21 protein-coding genes and 1 tRNA gene are annotated in these 20263 nt (G+C 38.7%); 13 read left to right on the top strand and 9 right to left on the bottom strand.

From position 1 onward, the window contains the following. Positions 1-44: 44 nt before the first annotated feature. The 8 genes from AC07UV_RS09460 (at position 45) to AC07UV_RS09495 (ending at position 6710) form a co-directional block, all read left to right on the top strand. Positions 45-716 carry a DUF3298 and DUF4163 domain-containing protein gene (locus AC07UV_RS09460; RefSeq protein ID WP_495183514.1) on the top strand — a complete coding sequence of 224 codons (672 nt, stop codon included), beginning with the start codon at positions 45-47 and terminating at the stop codon, positions 714-716. A 25-nt stretch (positions 717-741) separates the two neighbouring features. Continuing rightward, on the top strand, positions 742-2004 hold the full coding sequence (locus AC07UV_RS09465; RefSeq protein ID WP_495183515.1) for an aspartate kinase: 1263 nt from the start codon (positions 742-744) through the stop codon (positions 2002-2004). Next, positions 2005-3192 carry a class I SAM-dependent methyltransferase gene (locus AC07UV_RS09470; RefSeq protein WP_495183516.1) on the top strand — a complete coding sequence of 396 codons (1188 nt, stop codon included), beginning with the start codon at positions 2005-2007 and terminating at the stop codon, positions 3190-3192. Between the two features lie 46 nt (positions 3193-3238). After that, entirely contained in the window at positions 3239-4228 is a 990-nt protein-coding gene (locus AC07UV_RS09475) for an LLM class flavin-dependent oxidoreductase (RefSeq protein WP_495183517.1), read from the top strand. A 60-nt stretch (positions 4229-4288) separates the two neighbouring features. Then, positions 4289-5098, top strand: coding sequence for a hypothetical protein (locus AC07UV_RS09480; protein ID WP_495183518.1), 810 nt, complete (start codon positions 4289-4291; stop codon positions 5096-5098). Positions 5099-5137: 39 nt separating this feature from the next. Beyond that, on the top strand, positions 5138-5764 hold the full coding sequence (locus AC07UV_RS09485; protein WP_282256128.1) for a DUF1345 domain-containing protein: 627 nt from the start codon (positions 5138-5140) through the stop codon (positions 5762-5764). 43 nt (positions 5765-5807) lie between these two features. Next, entirely contained in the window at positions 5808-6200 is a 393-nt protein-coding gene (locus tag AC07UV_RS09490) for a hypothetical protein (RefSeq protein WP_282254286.1), read from the top strand. A 90-nt stretch (positions 6201-6290) separates the two neighbouring features. Continuing rightward, complete coding sequence (locus AC07UV_RS09495) at positions 6291-6710, top strand: c-type cytochrome (protein ID WP_282254285.1); 420 nt, start codon at positions 6291-6293, stop codon at positions 6708-6710. A 457-nt stretch (positions 6711-7167) separates the two neighbouring features. Here the strand turns inward: AC07UV_RS09495 and AC07UV_RS09500 are convergent. Further along, positions 7168-7247, bottom strand: a tRNA-Leu gene (locus AC07UV_RS09500). Positions 7248-7429: 182 nt separating this feature from the next. Here AC07UV_RS09500 and AC07UV_RS09505 point away from each other — a divergent pair. After that, positions 7430-8392, top strand: coding sequence for an aldo/keto reductase (locus tag AC07UV_RS09505; protein ID WP_495183519.1), 963 nt, complete (start codon positions 7430-7432; stop codon positions 8390-8392). A 229-nt stretch (positions 8393-8621) separates the two neighbouring features. Here the strand turns inward: AC07UV_RS09505 and coaD are convergent, their stop codons facing one another. Genes coaD through AC07UV_RS09520 form a run of 3 tightly spaced genes read right to left on the bottom strand, consistent with a single transcriptional unit; the run spans position 8622 to position 10436 of the window. After that, complete coding sequence (gene coaD / locus AC07UV_RS09510) at positions 8622-9107, bottom strand: pantetheine-phosphate adenylyltransferase (RefSeq protein ID WP_495183520.1); 486 nt, start codon at positions 9105-9107, stop codon at positions 8622-8624. A 1-nt stretch (position 9108) separates the two neighbouring features. Next, entirely contained in the window at positions 9109-9648 is a 540-nt protein-coding gene (gene rsmD, locus AC07UV_RS09515) for a 16S rRNA (guanine(966)-N(2))-methyltransferase RsmD (protein WP_495183521.1), read from the bottom strand. Continuing rightward, positions 9639-10436 carry a DUF3822 family protein gene (locus AC07UV_RS09520; protein ID WP_495183522.1) on the bottom strand — a complete coding sequence of 266 codons (798 nt, stop codon included), beginning with the start codon at positions 10434-10436 and terminating at the stop codon, positions 9639-9641. The genes rsmD and AC07UV_RS09520 overlap by 10 nt, the downstream gene beginning before the upstream one ends. An 85-nt stretch (positions 10437-10521) precedes the next feature. Here AC07UV_RS09520 and AC07UV_RS09525 point away from each other — a divergent pair, with 85 nt between their 5' ends. From AC07UV_RS09525 to AC07UV_RS09535, 3 genes are all read left to right on the top strand, one after another. Further along, a complete protein-coding gene (locus AC07UV_RS09525) occupies positions 10522-11946 on the top strand; it encodes an ATP-dependent DNA helicase (RefSeq protein ID WP_495183523.1) in 1425 nt (474 codons plus the stop codon). Between the two features lie 89 nt (positions 11947-12035). Continuing rightward, positions 12036-14522, top strand: coding sequence for a S9 family peptidase (locus AC07UV_RS09530; RefSeq protein WP_495183524.1), 2487 nt, complete (start codon positions 12036-12038; stop codon positions 14520-14522). An 8-nt stretch (positions 14523-14530) separates the two neighbouring features. Then, positions 14531-15070: a HEAT-like fold family protein gene (locus AC07UV_RS09535; protein ID WP_495183525.1), complete on the top strand. Its 540-nt coding sequence runs from the start codon at positions 14531-14533 to the stop codon at positions 15068-15070. A gap of 28 nt (positions 15071-15098) precedes the next feature. On the opposite strand, the gene ruvB is transcribed toward AC07UV_RS09535, so the two are convergent. The 5 genes from ruvB to pdxH all read right to left on the bottom strand — a co-directional run bounded on the left by ruvB (position 15099) and on the right by pdxH (position 19508). Next, positions 15099-16121 carry a Holliday junction branch migration DNA helicase RuvB gene (gene ruvB, locus AC07UV_RS09540; RefSeq protein WP_495183526.1) on the bottom strand — a complete coding sequence of 341 codons (1023 nt, stop codon included), beginning with the start codon at positions 16119-16121 and terminating at the stop codon, positions 15099-15101. Between the two features lie 12 nt (positions 16122-16133). Next, on the bottom strand, positions 16134-16871 hold the full coding sequence (locus tag AC07UV_RS09545) for a polyprenol monophosphomannose synthase (RefSeq protein WP_172394084.1): 738 nt from the start codon (positions 16869-16871) through the stop codon (positions 16134-16136). A gap of 291 nt (positions 16872-17162) precedes the next feature. Then, a complete protein-coding gene (locus tag AC07UV_RS09550; protein ID WP_495183527.1) occupies positions 17163-18359 on the bottom strand; it encodes an NADH-quinone oxidoreductase subunit D in 1197 nt (398 codons plus the stop codon). 5 nt (positions 18360-18364) lie between these two features. Further along, positions 18365-18853 (bottom strand): NADH-quinone oxidoreductase subunit C, encoded by a 489-nt coding sequence (locus AC07UV_RS09555; protein ID WP_495183528.1) that lies wholly within the window; start codon positions 18851-18853, stop codon positions 18365-18367. A gap of 1 nt (position 18854) precedes the next feature. Next, positions 18855-19508 carry a pyridoxamine 5'-phosphate oxidase gene (gene pdxH / locus AC07UV_RS09560; RefSeq protein WP_495183529.1) on the bottom strand — a complete coding sequence of 218 codons (654 nt, stop codon included), beginning with the start codon at positions 19506-19508 and terminating at the stop codon, positions 18855-18857. Positions 19509-19641: 133 nt separating this feature from the next. Here pdxH and AC07UV_RS09565 point away from each other — a divergent pair, with 133 nt between their 5' ends. Then, positions 19642-20226: a YqgE/AlgH family protein gene (locus AC07UV_RS09565; RefSeq protein WP_495183530.1), complete on the top strand. Its 585-nt coding sequence runs from the start codon at positions 19642-19644 to the stop codon at positions 20224-20226. The last annotated feature ends 37 nt before the right edge of the window (positions 20227-20263 follow it).

Genomic DNA, 20263 nt, shown 5'->3' on the forward strand with positions numbered 1-20263 from the left:
CTTCTCTTGCACAAACTGGAGATACGCTCTCATATCATAAAAAAATGGTTGATGAGCATAGTAATTATTTTCTAAAAGGAGATGATCAGCTGGATACCACATACTTTCGGGCAAGCTATCCGGTATTCGATGAAGTAAAAATCAATGATCTTGTTTCATCTATTGTTCATCTCGAAGGAGATACAAGCATGGAAGAAGCTGCCCATCGTTTTATCAGTGCTTACAATGAATATGTGGATGATAACAACGGCAAATCTACTGCGACCTGGAATCGAGATCTTCAGGTAGATGTAGTTGCTAACACACCGGTCTATCTTGCTATACGAACGAAACAGGAAGAATATACTGGTGGAGCTCATGGCGATCATGTAACGTTATATTCAAACTTTGATAGACAGTCTAATCGTTTCATCACGATTGACGATATTATTCGCAAAGAAGATAAAGGCAGATTTACAAACATAGCCGAACAATGCTTTCGTAAACAAGAAGGATTAAATAAGGATGATCCCTTAAATGGTAAGTATTTTTTTGAAGAGGGCAAGTTTTCACTTGCAGATAATTTTACGTTTGAAAAAAACGAATTATTATTCTACTATAATATCTATGAAATTAAATCCTATGCGGAAGGTAGTACTGAATTACGCATCCCTTACACCGCTATTAAAGATCTAATATCAGAAAAAGGATTACACTATATCAATAGCATCAATTAGCAATCAACTAAACTCAATAAAATAAATGCAGGTTTTTAAATTTGGAGGTGCATCGGTAAAGGATGCGGAAAGTGTCAGAAATTCAGCAAAGATTATTTCGAAATACAAAGGCGAAGCTTTGTTGGTCGTTATCTCTGCCATGGGTAAGACAACAAACCTTCTGGAGAAATTGACCAGAGAATATTATAACAATACGGGCTCCCAGCTTCAAACTCTTGAAGATGCCAAAGCATTCCATTTTCAAATTCTACAGGACCTATTTCCTGGTGGTGAACACCCAATATTCGATGAAATTGCCAACTGTTTTGTCGAGATTGAATGGATTTTGGAAGAGGATCCTCAAGACTCCTACGATTACCTCTTTGACCAAATTGTATCCATGGGTGAATTGATATCCACTAAAATTGTCGCTGCCTATGTTGCCTTTATTGGTGAAAAAGTTAAATGGTTAGATGCACGTGATTATATTTTAACAGATAACACCTACCGAGAGGCTGCAGTTGACTGGAACAAAACAGAAGAAAAAATCCGTGCTGAACTTCCATCCATATTAGACGAATACATTGTCATTACACAAGGTTTTCTAGGATCTACATCTGAGAATTTCACAACGACATTGGGTCGTGAAGGATCTGATTATTCTGCAGCGATATTTGCGTCTTGTTTAAATGCCGAAAATGTAACAATCTGGAAAGACGTCCCAGGTGTACTCAATGCTGATCCTAAATGGTTTGAAAAAACTGAATTGATCCCTGAACTATCTTATACGGATGCGATCGAACTGACCTATTATGGTGCGACAGTAATTCACCCGAAAACGATCAAACCACTGCAGAATAAGAAAATTGCCTTAAATGTGCGTTCTTTTGTTGATCCGGAGTCTCCCGGAACAATAATTCGAAGTACAAATCAGACATTACCGGTTCCTTCGTTTATATTTAAAGTAAATCAGATTTTTATTTCCATTTCGCCCCGGGATTTTTCTTTCATCGTGGAAGATAACCTCAGAGACATCTTTAATCTATTCCATGAACATCGTATCAAAATAAATATGATGCACAACACAGCGATCAATTTTACGGTCTCCGTGGATGACACTGGAAAGAATCTAGTGGATTTAATTAACGATCTTGAACAACGATTTAAAGTTACCTACGAGTCTGGTCTTGAGTTAATCACGATCCGTTATTATAACCAAGAAACCATCGACCGTGTTTTGGTTGATAAAGAGGTGATCAGTGAATTAAAAGATAGATATACGTGCCAGCTTCTTGTTAAGAAAATATAAATGAATAGATTGATTCTTCAAAAGGAGGTACAGCTGTTTTTGGAAAAAAACCTGAGCGAGTCTCCTACTAAAATAGCTTTAAAGAAATCTCCTTTTGAAGGAATATCGTCTTCTGAATTAGCTGCACAACTCGACGGGAAGCAGCGTACACGAATTAAAATACCTTTGTGGGCAGGGACTCCAGGAGTCTATTTTCCTGCTAAACTAAATCTAGAACAGTGTTCATCAGAAAAAACGGCATTATTCAAAAGTTCCCTTATTAAGGAAGGTACAAATTTAGTTGATGCGACAAGCGGTTTTGGTGTCGACAGCTATTATTTTTCAACGCGAGCAAAACAAGTGATTTCATGCGAACTCAATCCTGATCTTGCACAAATTTCTGCATATAATGCCAGGATATTGTCTGCTGCAAATATCGAGGTTATTGCGACAAATGGTGTAGATCACATACTTAATAATCCACAGGCGCACTTTGATTATATCTATCTGGACCCTTCGCGTAGAGTTCAAAATAAGAAAGTATTTTTACTGGACGAATGTGAACCCAATCTGGTTGCACTGCAATACGATTTTTTCGAACGATCAGATGTTATTATCAGCAAGCTGGCGCCATTATTGGATATCTCCTCAGCATTGAGCATGTTAGTCCATGTAAAGGATATTTATGTTGTTTCTTTGCAAAATGATTGTAAAGAGCTTATTTTTATTCAAGAGAAAGGATACATAGGTGAGCCGGTCATTCACGCTGTCCGACTTTTTAAAGAGGAACAACAGATCATCTCCTTTACTTATAAGGAGGAACGGGCTACCCTTGTCGATTATAGTGCCCCCTTATCCTATCTTTATGAGCCCGATGTTGCCCTGACCAAAGCTGGTGCGTTTAGAACAATAGCCAATCGTTTCGGGTTAAAAAAACTACACAAAAGCACACATTTATATACATCGGATCAGAAAATCCCTGATTTTCCGGGTAAAATATTTATGATAAAACAGGTTGAATCTTTCACAGAATTCAAGAAAAACAAAAGTCCTTTAATTGCTGATATTATCGCCAAAAATTTTCCATTAAAAACGGAGGAGATAAAAAAGAAGTTTAAGATTAAAGATACCGGAGACACCTTTAGCTTCTTCACAACACTATTGAATGATCAGCTTATTGTCATACATACACAGCGAATCCTAGAATAGACAATTTCATTACAATTGTCCTATTTCTTCTCCGTAATTTTAATGTATGGATAAAATCGTATTATCAGCATTAGATTTAGCTCCTGTCAAAAAGGGAGAAAATGCAGCTAGTGCTATCGCTCGCAGTGTAAAAGTTGCCCAACATATCGAAAAACTAGATTTTAAAAGAATCTGGGTAGCTGAACACCATAATATGGAGTATATCGCAAGTTCGGCAACCTCACTGCTTATACAACATATTGCTTCACATACTGACCGGATCAGAGTAGGTTCGGGTGGTATCATGTTGCCTAATCATGCTCCACTAGTGATTGCCGAACAATTTGGTACATTGGAAACGTTATTTCCCGGTCGAATTGATCTTGGCTTAGGTCGCGCACCAGGTACTGATCAATTAACTGCAATGGCCTTGCGAAGAAATAATCTAAATACTGCCTTTCAGTTTCCACAGGAGGTCAAAGATCTTCAGCGTTATTTTAGTACCGATAACTATGATGCAAAGGTGCGAGCATTCCCTGGCGAAGGACTGGAAATCCCCCTTTATATTCTGGGATCTAGTACGGACAGTGCTTATTTAGCGGCCAGTTTAGGGCTTCCTTACGCCTTTGCCACACATTTTGCGCCAGCTCAATTTGCCTCAGCAAGTATGATCTATCATCAAAACTTTGTACCATCGGAGGTATTGGATAAACCTTATTTTATTTCTTGTGTCAATGTTATTGCTGCAGACAGTACAGAAGAGGCTGAGTTTTTATCAACCAGTTTCTATAATTTATTTGCTGGTATAGTAACAAATACAAGGAGACCCTTATCGCCTCCAACGGAAGAGGTGATTTACAAAGGCATTCCGGCCATCGAACAAGCTGTACACAGCATGGCTTCCTGTGCTTTTGTGGGAGATAAAGATAAAATCGCCCCAGAGATAGAGAAATTTGTCAAAGATCATAAAGTCGATGAAATTATGGCGACCTCCTATATCTTTGACGATGAAAAATGCCTGAAATCATTTTCCTTACTTAAGGAAGCACTCTCCTAACAAAGCTAAGGGTTTATATATTGTGAATTTTTATATATTTAAATAAAAATTCACAATAATATGAACAGCTATTCTGCTTTGACCTTACTGTTTGGACTATTATTCATCCAAGCTTGTCACAGTCCCACAACGAAAAAAGATGATACCCCAATAGATTCGGTTGCCACGAAAGATAGTTCATCTTTGACGTCGAAAGACAGCACAGGCGTGTCAATTTCGGCAGCGGCCGATAGTTCAAAGGGACAGATTTTTTTGGTTCGCAGTTATCGCATCTGGGAAAAAGAGGATCCAACCGCTGTATTGAATAAGGATTGGTTTGATCTTTATGAGCGCGAGGGGAAATATTATCTGGAGAAAGTGAGTTATGAAATTAAGGATAGCTATGATGAATGTGCTCAGGTTCCGTCAAAAAGTGTCGAGTCCAAAAGAAACTCACTTTTATTTCTGAATATAAAGGGATTAAAACCGGGGGCCGTGGAAAATATAAAGATCAACCATTCGGAAATCTGGCCCAAAGAATCCGTAGAATATAACTTTAGAAAACAACAGATTATTCTGAAAGGATTTGGAGACATCAAATCCACTGAAGTGCAGACCGATGAAAAGGGACATGAAAAACTATTTCACGAAGTCGCACATTACAAGCTTAATGCAACCTTTGGGGGAGCTAAAGAAATAACTTTATTTCAAAAAGACCAATATGATCATGTATTTATGTCTACACAGTTTGTTGGTGATATAGATCGTGATGGACAGCTGGATTTTATCTTTTCCAATCCAAGTCACTATGAGGAAGAAACTACATTACTATTTCTTTCCAATGGCGGAAAACCTTTGATTTTCGAGGCGAGTGAACAGTTCGATTGTTAATTTATGGTCATGGAAAACATAAAGACAGTCCTGCATCAAATGAAGTCCATTCATCGGGCTCTAATCGCAATTTGTGTTTTTATACTTGTGTACATCTTCTCCCCAATTAAATCCCTACCCTTGCTAAGTTTGGTTTTATGTTGGTTTGGCTTTTGTATTTCCTATATATTGGTCTCCTGGTATACGTTTTACACCATGCCAGTGACCACAATCGCTAAGAAAGCACAACAGGAAGACGGTAGCCGACTTTTTGTATCCCTATTTATAATAGTAGTTACGGTTAGCTGTTTTATTTCTGTACTGATGATCATTATATCGACTAAGGATAAACAGCTTGGTGATTCATTTATTATCGTCATCTGTATGCTAGCCATACTGGCGTCCTGGTGTCTGGTTCATACCATCTACACATTCCATTATGCACGTTTATATTATGAAAATGGTTCCAAGGGCAGTGGATTGGAGTTCCCAGGGGACGACAAACCGGACTATTTGGATTTTGCGTATTTTTCCTTTGTAATGGGCTGTACATTTCAAGTGTCTGATGTGGGTATTTCATCGAAAAAGATAAGACGTGTTGCGTTGTTTCACGGTCTCCTCTCCTTTGCACTCAACACATTCGTGGTGGCATTGACTATCAATATCATTTCCGGTTTGATAAATTGAGTTTTTAATCTAAAAACCGTATTTTAGTGCAAAATTTACACATATGAAGTTGTTCAAACCATTAGTCGCGCTCATTTTATGTCTTATCACTTTTTTTTCGTGTAAGAAGAATGAAAATACGGATGGTGAAGGATCTGCTGGAGTTACAGGGAGTTATGTCGGTAGGGTTCAATTTCAGGGTAACTCATTGTCTGTTGATCGATCCAATAGATTGATCCGTATTCTACCTGATGGAGGTGACAAATCGTTTAAAATTGAATTCTTTACAGGGGTGCCAAATATTACAGGGGTTCGCTTTACACCGGTTAACGACAGTACCTGGATCTCGAGCGATACAACAGGACTAAGAAATGTGACCATAGAGGGCAAATTACTTAAAATAAACTACCAACTAAATAGCCAAAGCTGGATTGTAGAAGACGGGATTCGTAAATAATAATCAATCTAAATTGTCATAATAACTTCATTTTTCATTGCTAAAGTATTTTCTTATCGCTATATTTAGTCAAGCATAAGGAAAAGAGAAATGAAACACATCAAAAAAATTGGAGCAATTGCTTCTGTATTTGCTATAGCCATCGCCTTGAGTGCATTTAACTTCCAACAGGAAAAACCTCAGGAAGAACCTAAACCAACTAATTTAAAGGTCTTACCAAAGAATATCTCGCATGATGAGTTGATCTCAACAATGAAAGAGTTTAATGTCGCATTAGGTGTAAAATGTGGCTTCTGTCATGCTCCTTCAAAAGAGGATCCTAAAAAGCTGGATTTTGCGAGTGATGAGAACCATAAAAAGGAAATTGGCCGAGCAATGATCAAGATGACTCAAAAGATTAACAAAAAATATTTTAATCGTAGCTGGGATAGCTCACCGGCCAAAGCAATTTCTTGTAAAACTTGTCATGGCGGCAAAGAAGAACCAGAAATGGTCATAGCGAAAAACTAATCAAACTATATATTTATGTAACACCATAAGGTTTCTCTTATGGTGTTTTTTAATGCCTATTCTTTACTTATTTGTTGCTGTTTCTTCGCATATTTATTGGCGTTTGTTTGGTTATTCTTTGTCGTTTCTACGCTGGTTCTTCGAGACTTCTTCGGACTTTCTAGGGACTTTCCTTAGGTTTCGTTTGTTATTTCTTCACTGTTTCTTTGATATAATGGTAATAAAATAGGCTTCAAACGGCAGAGAAATAGTGAGGCAAGCCTAGTGACAAGAATCTCCGAATAGATAGCTTTAAAGTAAACTTCCAGATTTTACAAAACTGTCCCCTTTTAGAGAGACACAATTCTCTCTTTATCGGCTAATGAAACTATAGAATGATCCGCTCAAGAATCCGATATGATCCATACTGGCCGTGACAAACAAAAAAAGGCTTTTCAAATTGAAAAGCCTTTTTTTGTACCCGGAGCCGGAGTCGAACCGGCACGGTTTCCCACTGGTGTTTGAGACCAGCGCGTCTACCAATTCCGCCATCCGGGCATATCCGTTTGGGATGATGCAAAAGTAAGGAAAGTTTTTATTTTTCCAAACTATCGCCCGCTTCTTTTCCTAAACTACCTGAAAATGAATTAGAAATTTTTTATAAAACTATTTACAATGCCTCTCCAAAGGCTTAACTGGCATTTTTTTCTTAATTTTAAGCTGGAAAAATTAGGCAAATCATGGAAAAAGTAAAGTTAGGAAATAGTGAAATTGAATTTAAACCGATCGTTTTTGGCGGAAATGTATTTGGTTGGACTGTCGATGAGCAACAGTCGTTTGCTCTTTTGGATGCATTTGTCGATATGGGCTTTAGTTTTATAGACACATCTAACAACTACTCCCATTGGGTGCCCGGTCATACAGGATCAGAGTCCGAATCCATTATTGGTAAATGGATCAGTAAACGGGATGTGCGGGATAAAATTCAGATTGCAACGAAAGTGGGTGGACGTCGGGCCGGCAATGACAAACCCAATTTGAAAAAAGAACATATTATAAAGTCTGTGGACGAATCGCTCATGAGATTGCAAGTAGACACAATAGATCTTTATCAGTCGCATCACGACGACCTTTCAACGGCCATAGATGAAACGTTAGAGGCTTACCAGCAATTGATAAATGCTGGTAAAGTAAAATGGATTGGAGCGTCTAATTTAAGCCCTGAACGCCTAAAGGAATCATTAGTTGTCGCAGAGAAGCATAATCTCCCTACCTATATTGCTATCCAGCCAGAATATAATTTGTACGACCGTTCAAAATATGAGAAAGATTATGAGCAACTCGCGCTCGAAAATCACTTAGGCGTAATCACCTATTACTCTCTTGCAAGCGGATTTCTCTCAGGAAAGTATAGGTCGATAGATGACATTAAAGATGCAAAACGATCTGACGCCTTAAAAGGCCGATTTGATAACCGCGGACTTCGTATTCTGGACGCCTTAGCTCAAGTAGCACACAATCAACAGGCCGCTATACCGACAATTGCACTTGCTTGGATTCTTCATCGACCTTCGGTCACCGCTCCTATTGTAAGTGCCACCTCCTTGCAACAACTTGAGGAACTAACTAGGGCAACCAAAATAAATTTGTCAACAGAAGAAATGTCCCTATTAAATACAGCGAGCGCATATGAAGAAAATTGATTTTGAAATAAAAACAAAGCATTGATATAAAGGCTTTTAAAATCAAATTAAATGCCAATCAGAATATTATTTGGCAAGTATCCTTATAAAAAGGCTTTACACCTGACTTTATAGCAAAGATACACTTTACATATAACATCATAATATACTGTATTTCAACACAAAAAATATCCCAACAAAATAATATTTTGTTGGGATATTTTGTATTTCGTACTGGTAAATTGAGCGATTAGCTTTTTGGTGATCTCTTCTCGTCCAATAAGGTTAGGACTTCCACAGGCACCATCTCGCTAACATCTCCCCCGTTAAACCAGACATCTCGCACAATAGTTGACGATATATGGGCCTTCCCAGATCTACTCATCAAAAAATAACTTTCGACTGCGGAGTTTAGCAACAAGTTATTTTGAGCGATCGCATTTTCGAATTCAAAATCTCCCGTATTTCGCAAACCACGCAATATAAACTTCGCACCAACGTTCTGACAGAAATCTACGGTCAAACCACTATACTTCACAGCTTCAATCGCCTCTGTACCTAGAAAAACATCTTGTATAGCATTGACTCGTTCGTCATGGTCTAACATACCCTTTTTGCTCGCATTATAACCTACGGCAATAATAATCTTATCAAATAACGGTAACGCCCTTTCAACCAGATCCTGATGGGCTAAGGTAAAAGGATCAAATGAGCCTGGAAAAACAGCAATTTTCATATTATAAGGGATTTGCGTAGAATGAAAAAGATGAATAACCGTATTTTCTGGTTTCTATGAAATTCGGATGCTCCTCCATTTGTCTTGTTGAAGGATGTTCGACAATAAGAAGCCCATTATTATTCAATAGATTGTTATCAAAAACCAATTTCGGTAATTGGGGCAGTTTTGGAATATCGTAAGGCGGATCTGCAAAAATTAAATCATAGGTACTTTTGCAGCTGTTAATAAATTTAAAAACATCTGCTTTCCTGGCATTGATCTGTCCCAGCTTCATTTTTTTAGCAGTGTCCGTAATATATTGTACACATTTAAAATGTAAATCGACAGAATCAACATGCTCCACCCCACGGGATGCTAGCTCAAAGCTAATATTTCCAGTTCCTGCAAAAAGATCAAGGCAATTTAGACCATCAAATTCCAAACGATTCTGCAGAATATTAAACAAAGCTTCTTTGGCGATATCTGTGGTTGGCCTAACCGGCAAATTGCTTGGTGGATTCAGCCTTAAGCCACCAATTTTACCTCCTATTATTCGCATAATATTGAATCAAATAATATGTTGTATGGTGTTAAGTTACTATTCACCTCCTGATCCGCCAAGACCACCTTTGTTTTTAAATCTAATACTTCGATATCTCCGGCATAGGACGCTATGCGCTTATAAAAGGATTCGTTGGGAACCTCACCAGAAAGGAGAACTTTATCAATAGAATCGCCCAAGCCAAATTGTGTTAATATGTTCAATATGTAATAACTAACATCATCGAGATTATGAATTTCAAAGCTGTTGTAAAGTTGAAAAACACCATTCTTGAACAAATAAAAGTCTACAATGTTATCAGCTACAAAGTGTAAGCCCAATACACTACCCCGAATAGATATACGCTCTTGTGCACGATCCAACACAACAGCAAATTCAGGAAGAATAACAGCATCTGGAAACAACCTGCGCCAGCGATTCAAAAGAAGCTTATCAAATTGATATAAAGCTACCAAACCAAGATTATCTAAATAATAAATAAATGTATTTTCAAGATCAGATGTACCCAAAAATTGCAGATATTGCGCAATATTATCCTGCTGAAAAACCTCCTTTGGTATAAATGTAAAGCTTTGATGTGGGATCACAATCCGGACGAATCGAAAAGGCAGACTCATTATTCTTGTTGCATCTAAAATTGGCTCCTCCGAGGAATATTCGATCAATATAGGTGCTACTGACTTCTTATCAACTACCGCTAATACATCTTTCTGGAAGCCAGCTTTTACCAAAAGATTATACTCGGGTAAGTAATGAATGTTAAATTGTTTTGAAATATAATTCATTCGCTGAATTGTAAAAATAAAAACTTGTTAAAGCAAAAATAGCTTTTTCTAGAGGATAAGACAAACCTTTTAAATAACTTTGGGAGTGTTCATCAAAAATCTGCTCATACAACAATTTCCCTGGCAACCAACCACACAGCAGTTGGAAGCATTCGAGTTATTGGAAGAATTTCTGCTTGCTTTTGACAGGCAGTCTTGTTTTGTCCTCAAAGGCTATGCCGGCACCGGTAAAACAACATTAATTGCAGCATTGGTCAAAGTATTGCCTGCATTGAAAAAAAGAGCAGTGCTCCTAGCGCCAACTGGTAGAGCGGCTAAAGTGATGAGTTATTATTCCGGACGAAAGGCACTGACCATCCACAAGAAGATTTATCGAAAAAAATCCGCCATTTCCTTTCAACTAGACTTCACTTTAGCGGAGAATTTGCACGAAGATACTTTATTTATCATAGATGAAGCCTCTATGATTTCCAATGAAGCTGTAAATGTATTTTCAAAAAGTCTTTTAAATGACCTCTTCCGCTATGTACAATCTGGCAAGAATTGCAGCCTCTTGTTTGTTGGTGATACCGCTCAATTGCCGCCGGTTGGTTTATTGGACAGTCCAGCATTGAACCCCGGCTATCTTGAAAATGAATTTCACCTCTGTGTCTATCCCTATGAGCTAACTACGGTAGTACGGCAGTCCCAAGATTCGGGCATATTGTACAATGCGACCAAAATACGAAATGAGATCATATCGGCTGAGGAAGGACAACATGACTTCCCTTTTCCAAAATTTATAACAAAAGGTTTTAAAGATCTTTACAGAATGACAGGTGAACGGTTAATTGAAGGAATAAACTATGCCTATGATAAATATGGCGTAGAAAACACCATGATCATATGCCGTTCGAACCGTTCAGCAAACCTATATAATCAGAACATCCGCAACAGGATTCTTTTTAGAGACGAAGAACTAACAGGTGGGGACTATATCATGGTTGTGAAGAACAACTACTTCTGGCTACAGGAAAACAATATGGGCGATGGTTTTATCGCAAATGGTGATATGGCCAAAGTCCGAAAGGTGAGCAATATCCACGAACAACATGGTTATAGATTTGCCGATGTTACACTAGAATTTATGGATATTGATGAAATAGAACCGATCACTTGTCGCGTTATTTTAGACAGTCTCTATACAGAAGGGCCCAGCCTTTCCTATGAAAGTCAGAAAAACCTGTACGAAGAGATCGGTATGGATTATGCAGATATATTAGACAGGAAAGATCGGCTTGAAGCTATTAAAAAGGACCCCTATTACAATGCCCTGCAAATTAAATTCGCATTTGCGATCACCTGTCACAAAGCTCAGGGGGGACAATGGCCTATTGTATTTGTCGATCAGGGTTATATTAACGATGAAATGCTAGATCTTGAGTTTCTTCGCTGGCTATATACTGGTGTTACCCGAGCCACACAGGAACTTTTTTTGGTAAACTTTAATGAAAACTTCTATCCATCATAGTATTATTACACGAATCATTCGTGTGGCTGTACAATAATGAATATTTTAGTGGTCAAAACCAAGATTACACAATTATCTATATTTATTTAATGCATAAGTTCTATTTTATTTTTGCAGCCAGTCTATTACCCTACTTCGGCTCCGGACAGCAGATTCAAGAACCTCCGGTAAAAGCGAATTATCAGTTGGCCGCCAAATTTTCACCAGAGAAATTAAAAAAAATGATTTTCTCTACAAGCATCAAACCAAATTGGATCAATTTTTCGGATCGCTTCTGGTATGATTACGCAAGTCCACAAGGAAAAAACTGGTATATCGTCAATCCAGCACTTAAAAAGAAAGAGACCCTTTTTGACAGCGAGAGTGTAGCCGCTCAAATAACCAAGATTGTTAAAAATCCTGTCGATGCACAGCATCTGGAATTACAGGGTCTGAGATTCACCAAAGATGAAAAAAAGATCAGATTTCAGATCCAGAGCACGAAAGACACGGTGAAGTCTAAAGATGAGATCGAAAAACTTAAAAACAAATCAGACACAACAAAGAAAAAGCTTTTTTATCTAGAATATGATTTTGTTTCAAAGACAGTAACTGAAATCAGTGATTCTACTAAGGTTAAAGCGCCGCTAGCTTGGGCAAGTTTTTCACCGGACACCAATACGGTCTACTTCGCCAAAGACTTTAATCTGTATTGGATGGACAAAGCCAACTATCTCAAAGCGGTCAAAAATGAAAAAGACAGCACCATTGTTGAGCACCAGATGACAAAAGACGGTGTACAATATTATGCTTGGGGTGGTGATGAATATAGCACTACCACAGGTGACGAAAAGGATAAAGATAGTGAAACGAAACGTAAGCGTGTATGGATCAGCTGGTCACCAGACGGTCGCTATTTTACCCTGACAAGAAAAGATAACAGATCATTAAAACCTCTGTGGGTGATAAATAATGTCGGTTCTGCTCGCCCTACCCTGGAAACTTATAAATACCAAATGCCAGGTGAGGTTGACTCGACCGAAACCGAATTCTATATCTTTGAAGCGGCAACAAAGGCACCGCGCAGGATAAATATCGCAGCTTTTAAGAACCAAACTATCTCCAACTGGACAAAAACGCCAGACAGAAATTCATACAAAGAGGATTATTACATTAACTACTGGCTAGGAAGTAACGAAGAGTTTTATATCTCCCGTTCCAGCCGTGATTTAAAAAGAATAGACTTATTGAAGGTGAATGTAAATGGAGCGGTCAATCCTATTATTCAGGAACGTTCAAACGTATATCTTGATGTCCAAAAACCGCTCCTGACCGAAAATGGAAAGCGATTGGTTCATTGGTCCGAAAGAGATGGGTGGGGACATTACTACCACTACGATACCAACGGAAAACTGATTAACCAAGTTACCAAGGGAAGTTTTCATTGTGAGGAAATTACTGGGATAGATCCGACAACTCAGACTTTGTTTTTTACAGCATCCGGTCGTGAGAAAAATGAAGATCCTTATTACCTTCATCATTATAGTGTCAATCTCAACGGCAATGGGATTAAACTGCTGAACCCGGGAAACTTTGATCATCAGATTGAGATGAGCGAATCCTCCAAGTATTTTGTCAATAACTCTTCAAGAGTAAATACTACACCAGAATCTGTATTATTGAATAGCAATGGACAGAAGATCATGACGCTTGAAAAGACAGATCTGTCGTTACTATTTGCCGCAGGTTATAAATTCCCTGAACCGTTTAAAGTAAAGGCTGGAGACGGTACCACAGATCTCTATGGTGTCATGTACAAACCTTTTGATTTTGATAGTACAAGAACCTATCCTATCGTAGAATATGTCTATCCAGGCCCACAAACAGAAGCTGTCAATAAATCTTTTGGACGGAGCATGGATCGGATAGATCGATTGGCCCAATTTGGCTTTATCGTTATTACCGTAGGAAATCGAGGCGGACATCCATCCCGTTCACAATGGTACCATACCTATGGCTATGGCAATCTACGTGATTATGGATTGGAAGACAAAAAGGTGACAGCGGAGCAGCTTGCTGACCGTTATAAATTTATTGACATCAATCGTGTAGGTATTACAGGGCACTCTGGCGGTGGTTTTATGTCAACTGCAGCAATGCTTGTTTACCCAGACTTCTTCAAAGTAGCGGTATCGGGAGCCGGCAACCACGAAAATCAAATCTACAACAGATGGTGGAGCGAACGCCACCATGGTGTGACAGAAAAAGTGTCAGCAAAAGGTGATACAACTTTTTCATACCAGATCAACAAGAATACCGAATTAGCCAAGAATCTAAAAGGAAGACTATTGATTGCCACTGGTGATATTGACAACAATGTTCACCCAGCAAATTCGATCCGAATGGTCGATGCATTGATCAAAGCTAATAAACGATTCGACTTCCTGCTCTTACCAGGACAAAGGCATGGATTTGGTGATATGACTGAATATTTCTTCTGGAAAATGGGCGATTATTTCAGCCAATATCTCTTGGGTGATTCCAAAATGAATGAAGTCGATATGACCGAAATGAATAGAGAAAAACCTCAAAAATAATAGGTTTTATGACCTACATCGAAAAAATAAAGTTTTTATCCGTTACCTTAAGATCGTTTGAGGTAACGGATTTTTCTTTGAATATGCTTGGCGATATTAGCCTTCAGGACTTGCTTGACATTTCGCTGGAGAAAGATAAAACAGTTTCTTTTCGGGCTGCCTGGGTATTTGAAATCATTGTATTAAAGGACACGGCCTTACTTCAAGGATTGTTACCACAATTTTTTGATAATTTGAAAAAGCAAAAAAATTGGAGCTGTCTTAGGAGTTATAGCAAAATTTTGATGTATTTGACCTCAAAAAATAATAAACGCTATGATCTTGATGAAAAGACCGAAGAAGAACTTATTGAACAGGCTTTTCAATGGATGATTGAACAACAATGCCCTGTAGCTGTTTTGGTCAATTGTTTGGATATATTAAATAATCTGAGCAAGAAACATACTTGGATAAAAGAGGAGCTTTTTGCTCAGATAGATCATTTTCAAAAAATGAAACCTAGTCCGGCATTATTGAGCCGAACGAAGCGGATCCTCCGACGCAATTAAAAAAAGCGCCCGCCTAAATCATTAGAAATCAAAACAATGTATTTCCTTTTGGATTATGTACCCGGCCAAGATGTCTATAGGCAGCTTCAGTACATTCACGCCCCCTCGAGGTACGCATAATATAACCTTCCTGAATCAAAAAGGGTTCATACACCTCTTCAATTGTCCCCTCGTCTTCCCCCACAGCGGTAGCAACAGTTTTAAGTCCTACTGGCCCGCCTTTGAATTTGTCAATAATTGTAGTCAAGATTTTGTTATCCATCTCGTCCAAGCCATTTTCATCCACGTTCAGCGCTTGCAGCGCATATTTTGCAATTTCTTGATCGATACTTCCATTTCCCTTTATCTGAGCAAAATCTCGCGTACGACGCAATAAAGCATTTGCTATCCGTGGAGTCCCTCTACTCCTACGTGCTATTTCGTAAGCACCCTCATCAGAAATAGGTGTATTCAGAATATGTGCAGAACGAAGTACGATTGTTGTCAATAGTTTTGCATCATAATATTGGAGCCGTGAATTGATCCCAAAACGTGCACGCAGCGGAGCCGTTAATAAACCAGATCGTGTCGTTGCACCAATTAGCGTAAAGGGATTCAATGAGATCTGCACAGAACGGGCGTTAGGCCCTGTTTCTAACATGATATCGATCTTAAAATCCTCCATGGCCGAATAAAGATACTCTTCCACCAAAGGACTTAAACGATGGATTTCGTCAATAAACAACACATCACCCTCCTCCAAATTTGTCAATAACCCAGCAAGATCCCCTGGTTTGTCCAGGACCGGGCCTGAGGTAATTTTTATACCTACCCCCATTTCATTCGCAATAATATGCGAAAGTGTCGTTTTACCTAGTCCTGGAGGGCCATGCAACAATACGTGATCCAAAGCTTCACCTCTCAATCGTGCGGCTTTCACAAAAATGTTTAGATTCTCCAATATTTTTGCCTGCCCTGTAAAATCTTCAAATGCTTGAGGTCGCAACGCCCGTTCGATGTCACGATCTGTATTGTTCAAACGTTCCGGATTTGGATCTAAATTTTCGTTCATTGACCAATATTATTAATTTCTCTTATAGCTTTTTCCGATACTCCCCAGTTTCAACTGGATCACACCAAAAAAAGCCTCCTTAAAGATACTCGTACTCATTTTAGAGGTGCCTTCGGTTCGATCCGTAAATATGATAGGAACCTCCACAACATTAAAACCATATTGTATGGCCGTAAATTTCATCTCAATTTGGAAAGCATATCCTACAAATTTAATCTTGTCCAAAGGAATAGTCTTCAACACCTCCCGTGTAAAACAGACAAAACCAGCCGTGGCATCCTGAATTTTAATTCCAGTGATAAAACGGACATATACAGACGCAAAATACGACATCAGGACCCGGCTCATCGGCCAGTTGACAACATTTACGCCTTTTATATAGCGAGAACCAATACTCATATCAGCGCCATCCACACAGGCTTGTCTCAGACGGACCAAATCCTCCGGATTGTGACTAAAATCAGCATCCATTTCAAAGATATATTGATAATGTTCTCTGGCAAGCCCCCATTTAAACCCATGAATATAGGCGGTCCCCAAGCCCAACTTCCCTTTCCGTTCTTCTATAAATAAGCGGTCAGCGAACTCGTTCAATTGTAAATTTTTTACGATATCTGCTGTGCCATCAGGCGACCCGTCATCCACAATCAGAATATCAAATGCATGTGATAAGGAAAAAACTTTACGAATAATCTTTTCAATATTTTCCTTCTCATTATATGTTGGAATAATTACTAAACTCTCCGCCACTTTTCTTTTATTTAAGACCCGTAAAGGTAATAATTTAAGCCAAATTCTATACTAGGAATTTCTATGAAATCTTCACAAATGGGATATTTTGTATAATAACTAAAAAAAGAAAAGCCCGCTACTATGGGAGTAACGAGCTTTCATTAACCAATTATAAACTTAAATTATGAGACTGCAAATATGATGAATATTGCTTACATATGCAAATTTTTATGCGTTTTCATGCAACATTTTCAATACAATATCCCATTTTTTATCAAAACATCTTCATAATGTGCATAATACTGCAATTTATCGATCTACTTCACCCAAAACAATGTCAATTGACCCAAGTATAGCAATTAGATCAGCAATCAGCACCCCTTTTCCCAATTCGGAGATAACAGAGAGGTTATTGAAACTTGGTCCCCTCGATTTTACCCGCAATGGAATATCGGATTTCTCTTTCGTCACAAAATAAAAACCGAGCTCGCCTTTCGGATTTTCCGCACGCACATAGTAATCTTGAGCTTTCAAATTCACTTTTTTGGGTACGAGTCCACGTGGATCAAAATCAGCTGTACGCTTAAAATCTTTCTGCAGCCGCTCAAGGCACTGCTCAACGATACGTACAGATTCATGCACCTCATCTACCCTAACCTTATAGCGATCCCAGCAATCTCCAATGCTCCCCATAGCCCCTTTTCCTACTGGAATCTCAAAATCTATTTCCGGATAGACTGAGTATCCATCAATCCGCCTCAAATCCCATTTAATACCAGATGCGCGCAACATAGGACCCGAAACACCATAATTGATGGCAACATCCGCCGGAAGGACACCTATATTTGCTGTCCTAGATATAAATATCTGATTCTGGGTTAATATCTCATCCAATTCAATCAATTTCGGTTTAAAATAGTTGATGAACTCTGCGCAACGCGTTTCAAAACCAACAGGTAAATCATAGAAAAGACCGCCGACCCAGATGTAATTATATAACATACGCGAACCGGATGCCCATTCCAACATATTCATAATATGTTCACGATCTCTAAAACACCATAGAAAAGGTGTTGTAGCACCAATATCGATGCCGTAGGTACCAATAGCAATTAGATGTGATGCAATGCGATTGAGTTCGCAGACCAGTACCCGAATATATTCTATTCTTTTAGGAATTTTACTATCCAGCCCCAACATGCGTTCCACCCCCATCACAAATGCATGGCTATTGTTCATTGATGCCAAGTAATCTAGACGATCGGTAAATGGAATTGTCTTCCCATAGTTTAAAGATTCCGCATGTTTATCAAAACATCGGTGCAGATACCCCAAATGTGGAACGACTTCCTTGACGATTTCCCCATCCGTGATCAACTGCAAACGCAATACACCATGTGTTGAAGGGTGCTGCGGCCCCATATTCAAGACCATCTCTTGCGTGGAAATCTCCGTGAGATGTCTTTCATAACGATCTAACGCCTCTTTATATTTTGGATTCGCCATACAGATCAATTAATGTTAATGCCATGATATTTTTCAGCCTCCTGATAATCCTTTCGTAGCGGATAACCCTCCCAATCATCCGGCAAGAGAATTCGTCTTAGATCGGGATGCCCTGAAAAATAAATTCCCATCAGATCAAAAGCTTCCCTTTCATGCCAATCTGCTGTACGCCAAACGGAAGTAACGGACGGGATCTCTGGTAGCTCATCCAATGAGCGATTGCCCTCCAGTTCCACTTTCAATACGACTGTATGTTGATAAGGCAATGAACTCAGATGATAGACGATCGTAAAGTGATCTTCGTAGTCTACAGCAGTTATATTGCTCAAAAAATCAAAATAGAGACCATCGGTATCCCTAAGAAAAGAGCAAACAGGAATTAGATCTTCAACATGGACAAACAAAGCGGCTTGTAAGCCAGTCACCTCCTCTTTCAGGATTACTGAATCTCCAAATCTGGAAACTAGTTTTAATTTAATTTCTTCAAATGTCATATTACGGAGCTAGACGCGTGATTTTCCAAGAATCCGAAACCTTTTTATAGACGATACGATCATGAAGACGGCTAGCACGTCCCTGCCAAAATTCAAAATAGATCGGTTTTAGGATATAACCACCCCAATGTGCCGGTCGAGGTATGATCTCATCACCCGTATATTGATCCAAAAGCTCTTCTACTCTGCTCTCTAAAAAATTTCGGTTTGGAATCTCTCGACTTTGTGGTGATGCCAAGGCACCTATGCGACTACCCTTAGGGCGCGATTGAAAATATTCATCCGAATCTGATTCATTTACAAGCTCGATGATACCCTCAATACGGATTTGCCGTTGTAGCTCAGGCCAGAAAAATAAAAGCGCAGCATGCGGATTGTCTTTCATATCTTCCCCTTTTCGGCTCTCATAATTTGTAAAAAATACCAGCCCTCCTTCTGAAATATCTTTTAATAGAACAATCCTTGAGGAAGGCAAATGCTGTGACGAGACAGTGGACAACACCATCGCATTGGGCTCAATCACCTCACTATGAGTAGCCTCATCAAACCATTTTTTAAACTGATGAATGGGATCATGATCCACATCCGATTCAGATAGGTTACCCAATACGTAATCTTGTCTGATCGCTGCAATATCTTTATGTTGAATGGACATAGAAACCTATTTTTATATTCCTACAAACTTACTAAAATCATTGCTTTTTCTCTATAAACTTAGTAGAAATTACCAAAAACGTTTTTTTTGCACAAATCTCGCATGAGTTAAGCAAAAAAGGATTAATTTCGACATGTACTTAATTTTGCGTCCTATGTTTAATGAATTAGACCCACAAAAAGGAAGCTTGCTGATCTCAGAGCCATTTATGTTAGACCCCCGGTTTTTAAGGTCTGTTATCCTGTTATGTGATTATAACCAAGAAGGAAGCTTAGGCTTTGTATTGAATAATAAAACAAATGTCCATATTGGTCAATTATTAGAATCAATAGCGCAATGTCATTTCCCGATCTATATAGGCGGACCTGTGGCACAGGAGAGCCTATTTTTTGTACATAGTCGGTTTGACCTTCTACTAAGTGGTGAAGAGGTTGCTCCAAACCTCTATTTTGGCGGCGACGAAGAGAAACTTATTGACGCGATTCAACAGGATCAGATTAAATCTGATGAAATTAAGTTTTTCATAGGCTATTCAGGTTGGTCAAGTGGGCAATTGGATAAGGAAATAAACGAAAACAGCTGGGCTGTTCAAAATAAATACAATCATCAGCTTATTTTTGAGGGTAATGGTGAGTTGCTCTGGAAGGATGCCATAATCGGGCTGGGGCCAAAATATGCTCATGTCGCCAATTTCCCACAGAGCCCCGAATTAAATTAATATTATTTGTAGATCTAAATCTTCTACTGTATTGCTG

Source organism: Sphingobacterium sp. GW821-FHT03E03, assembly GCF_059420745.1.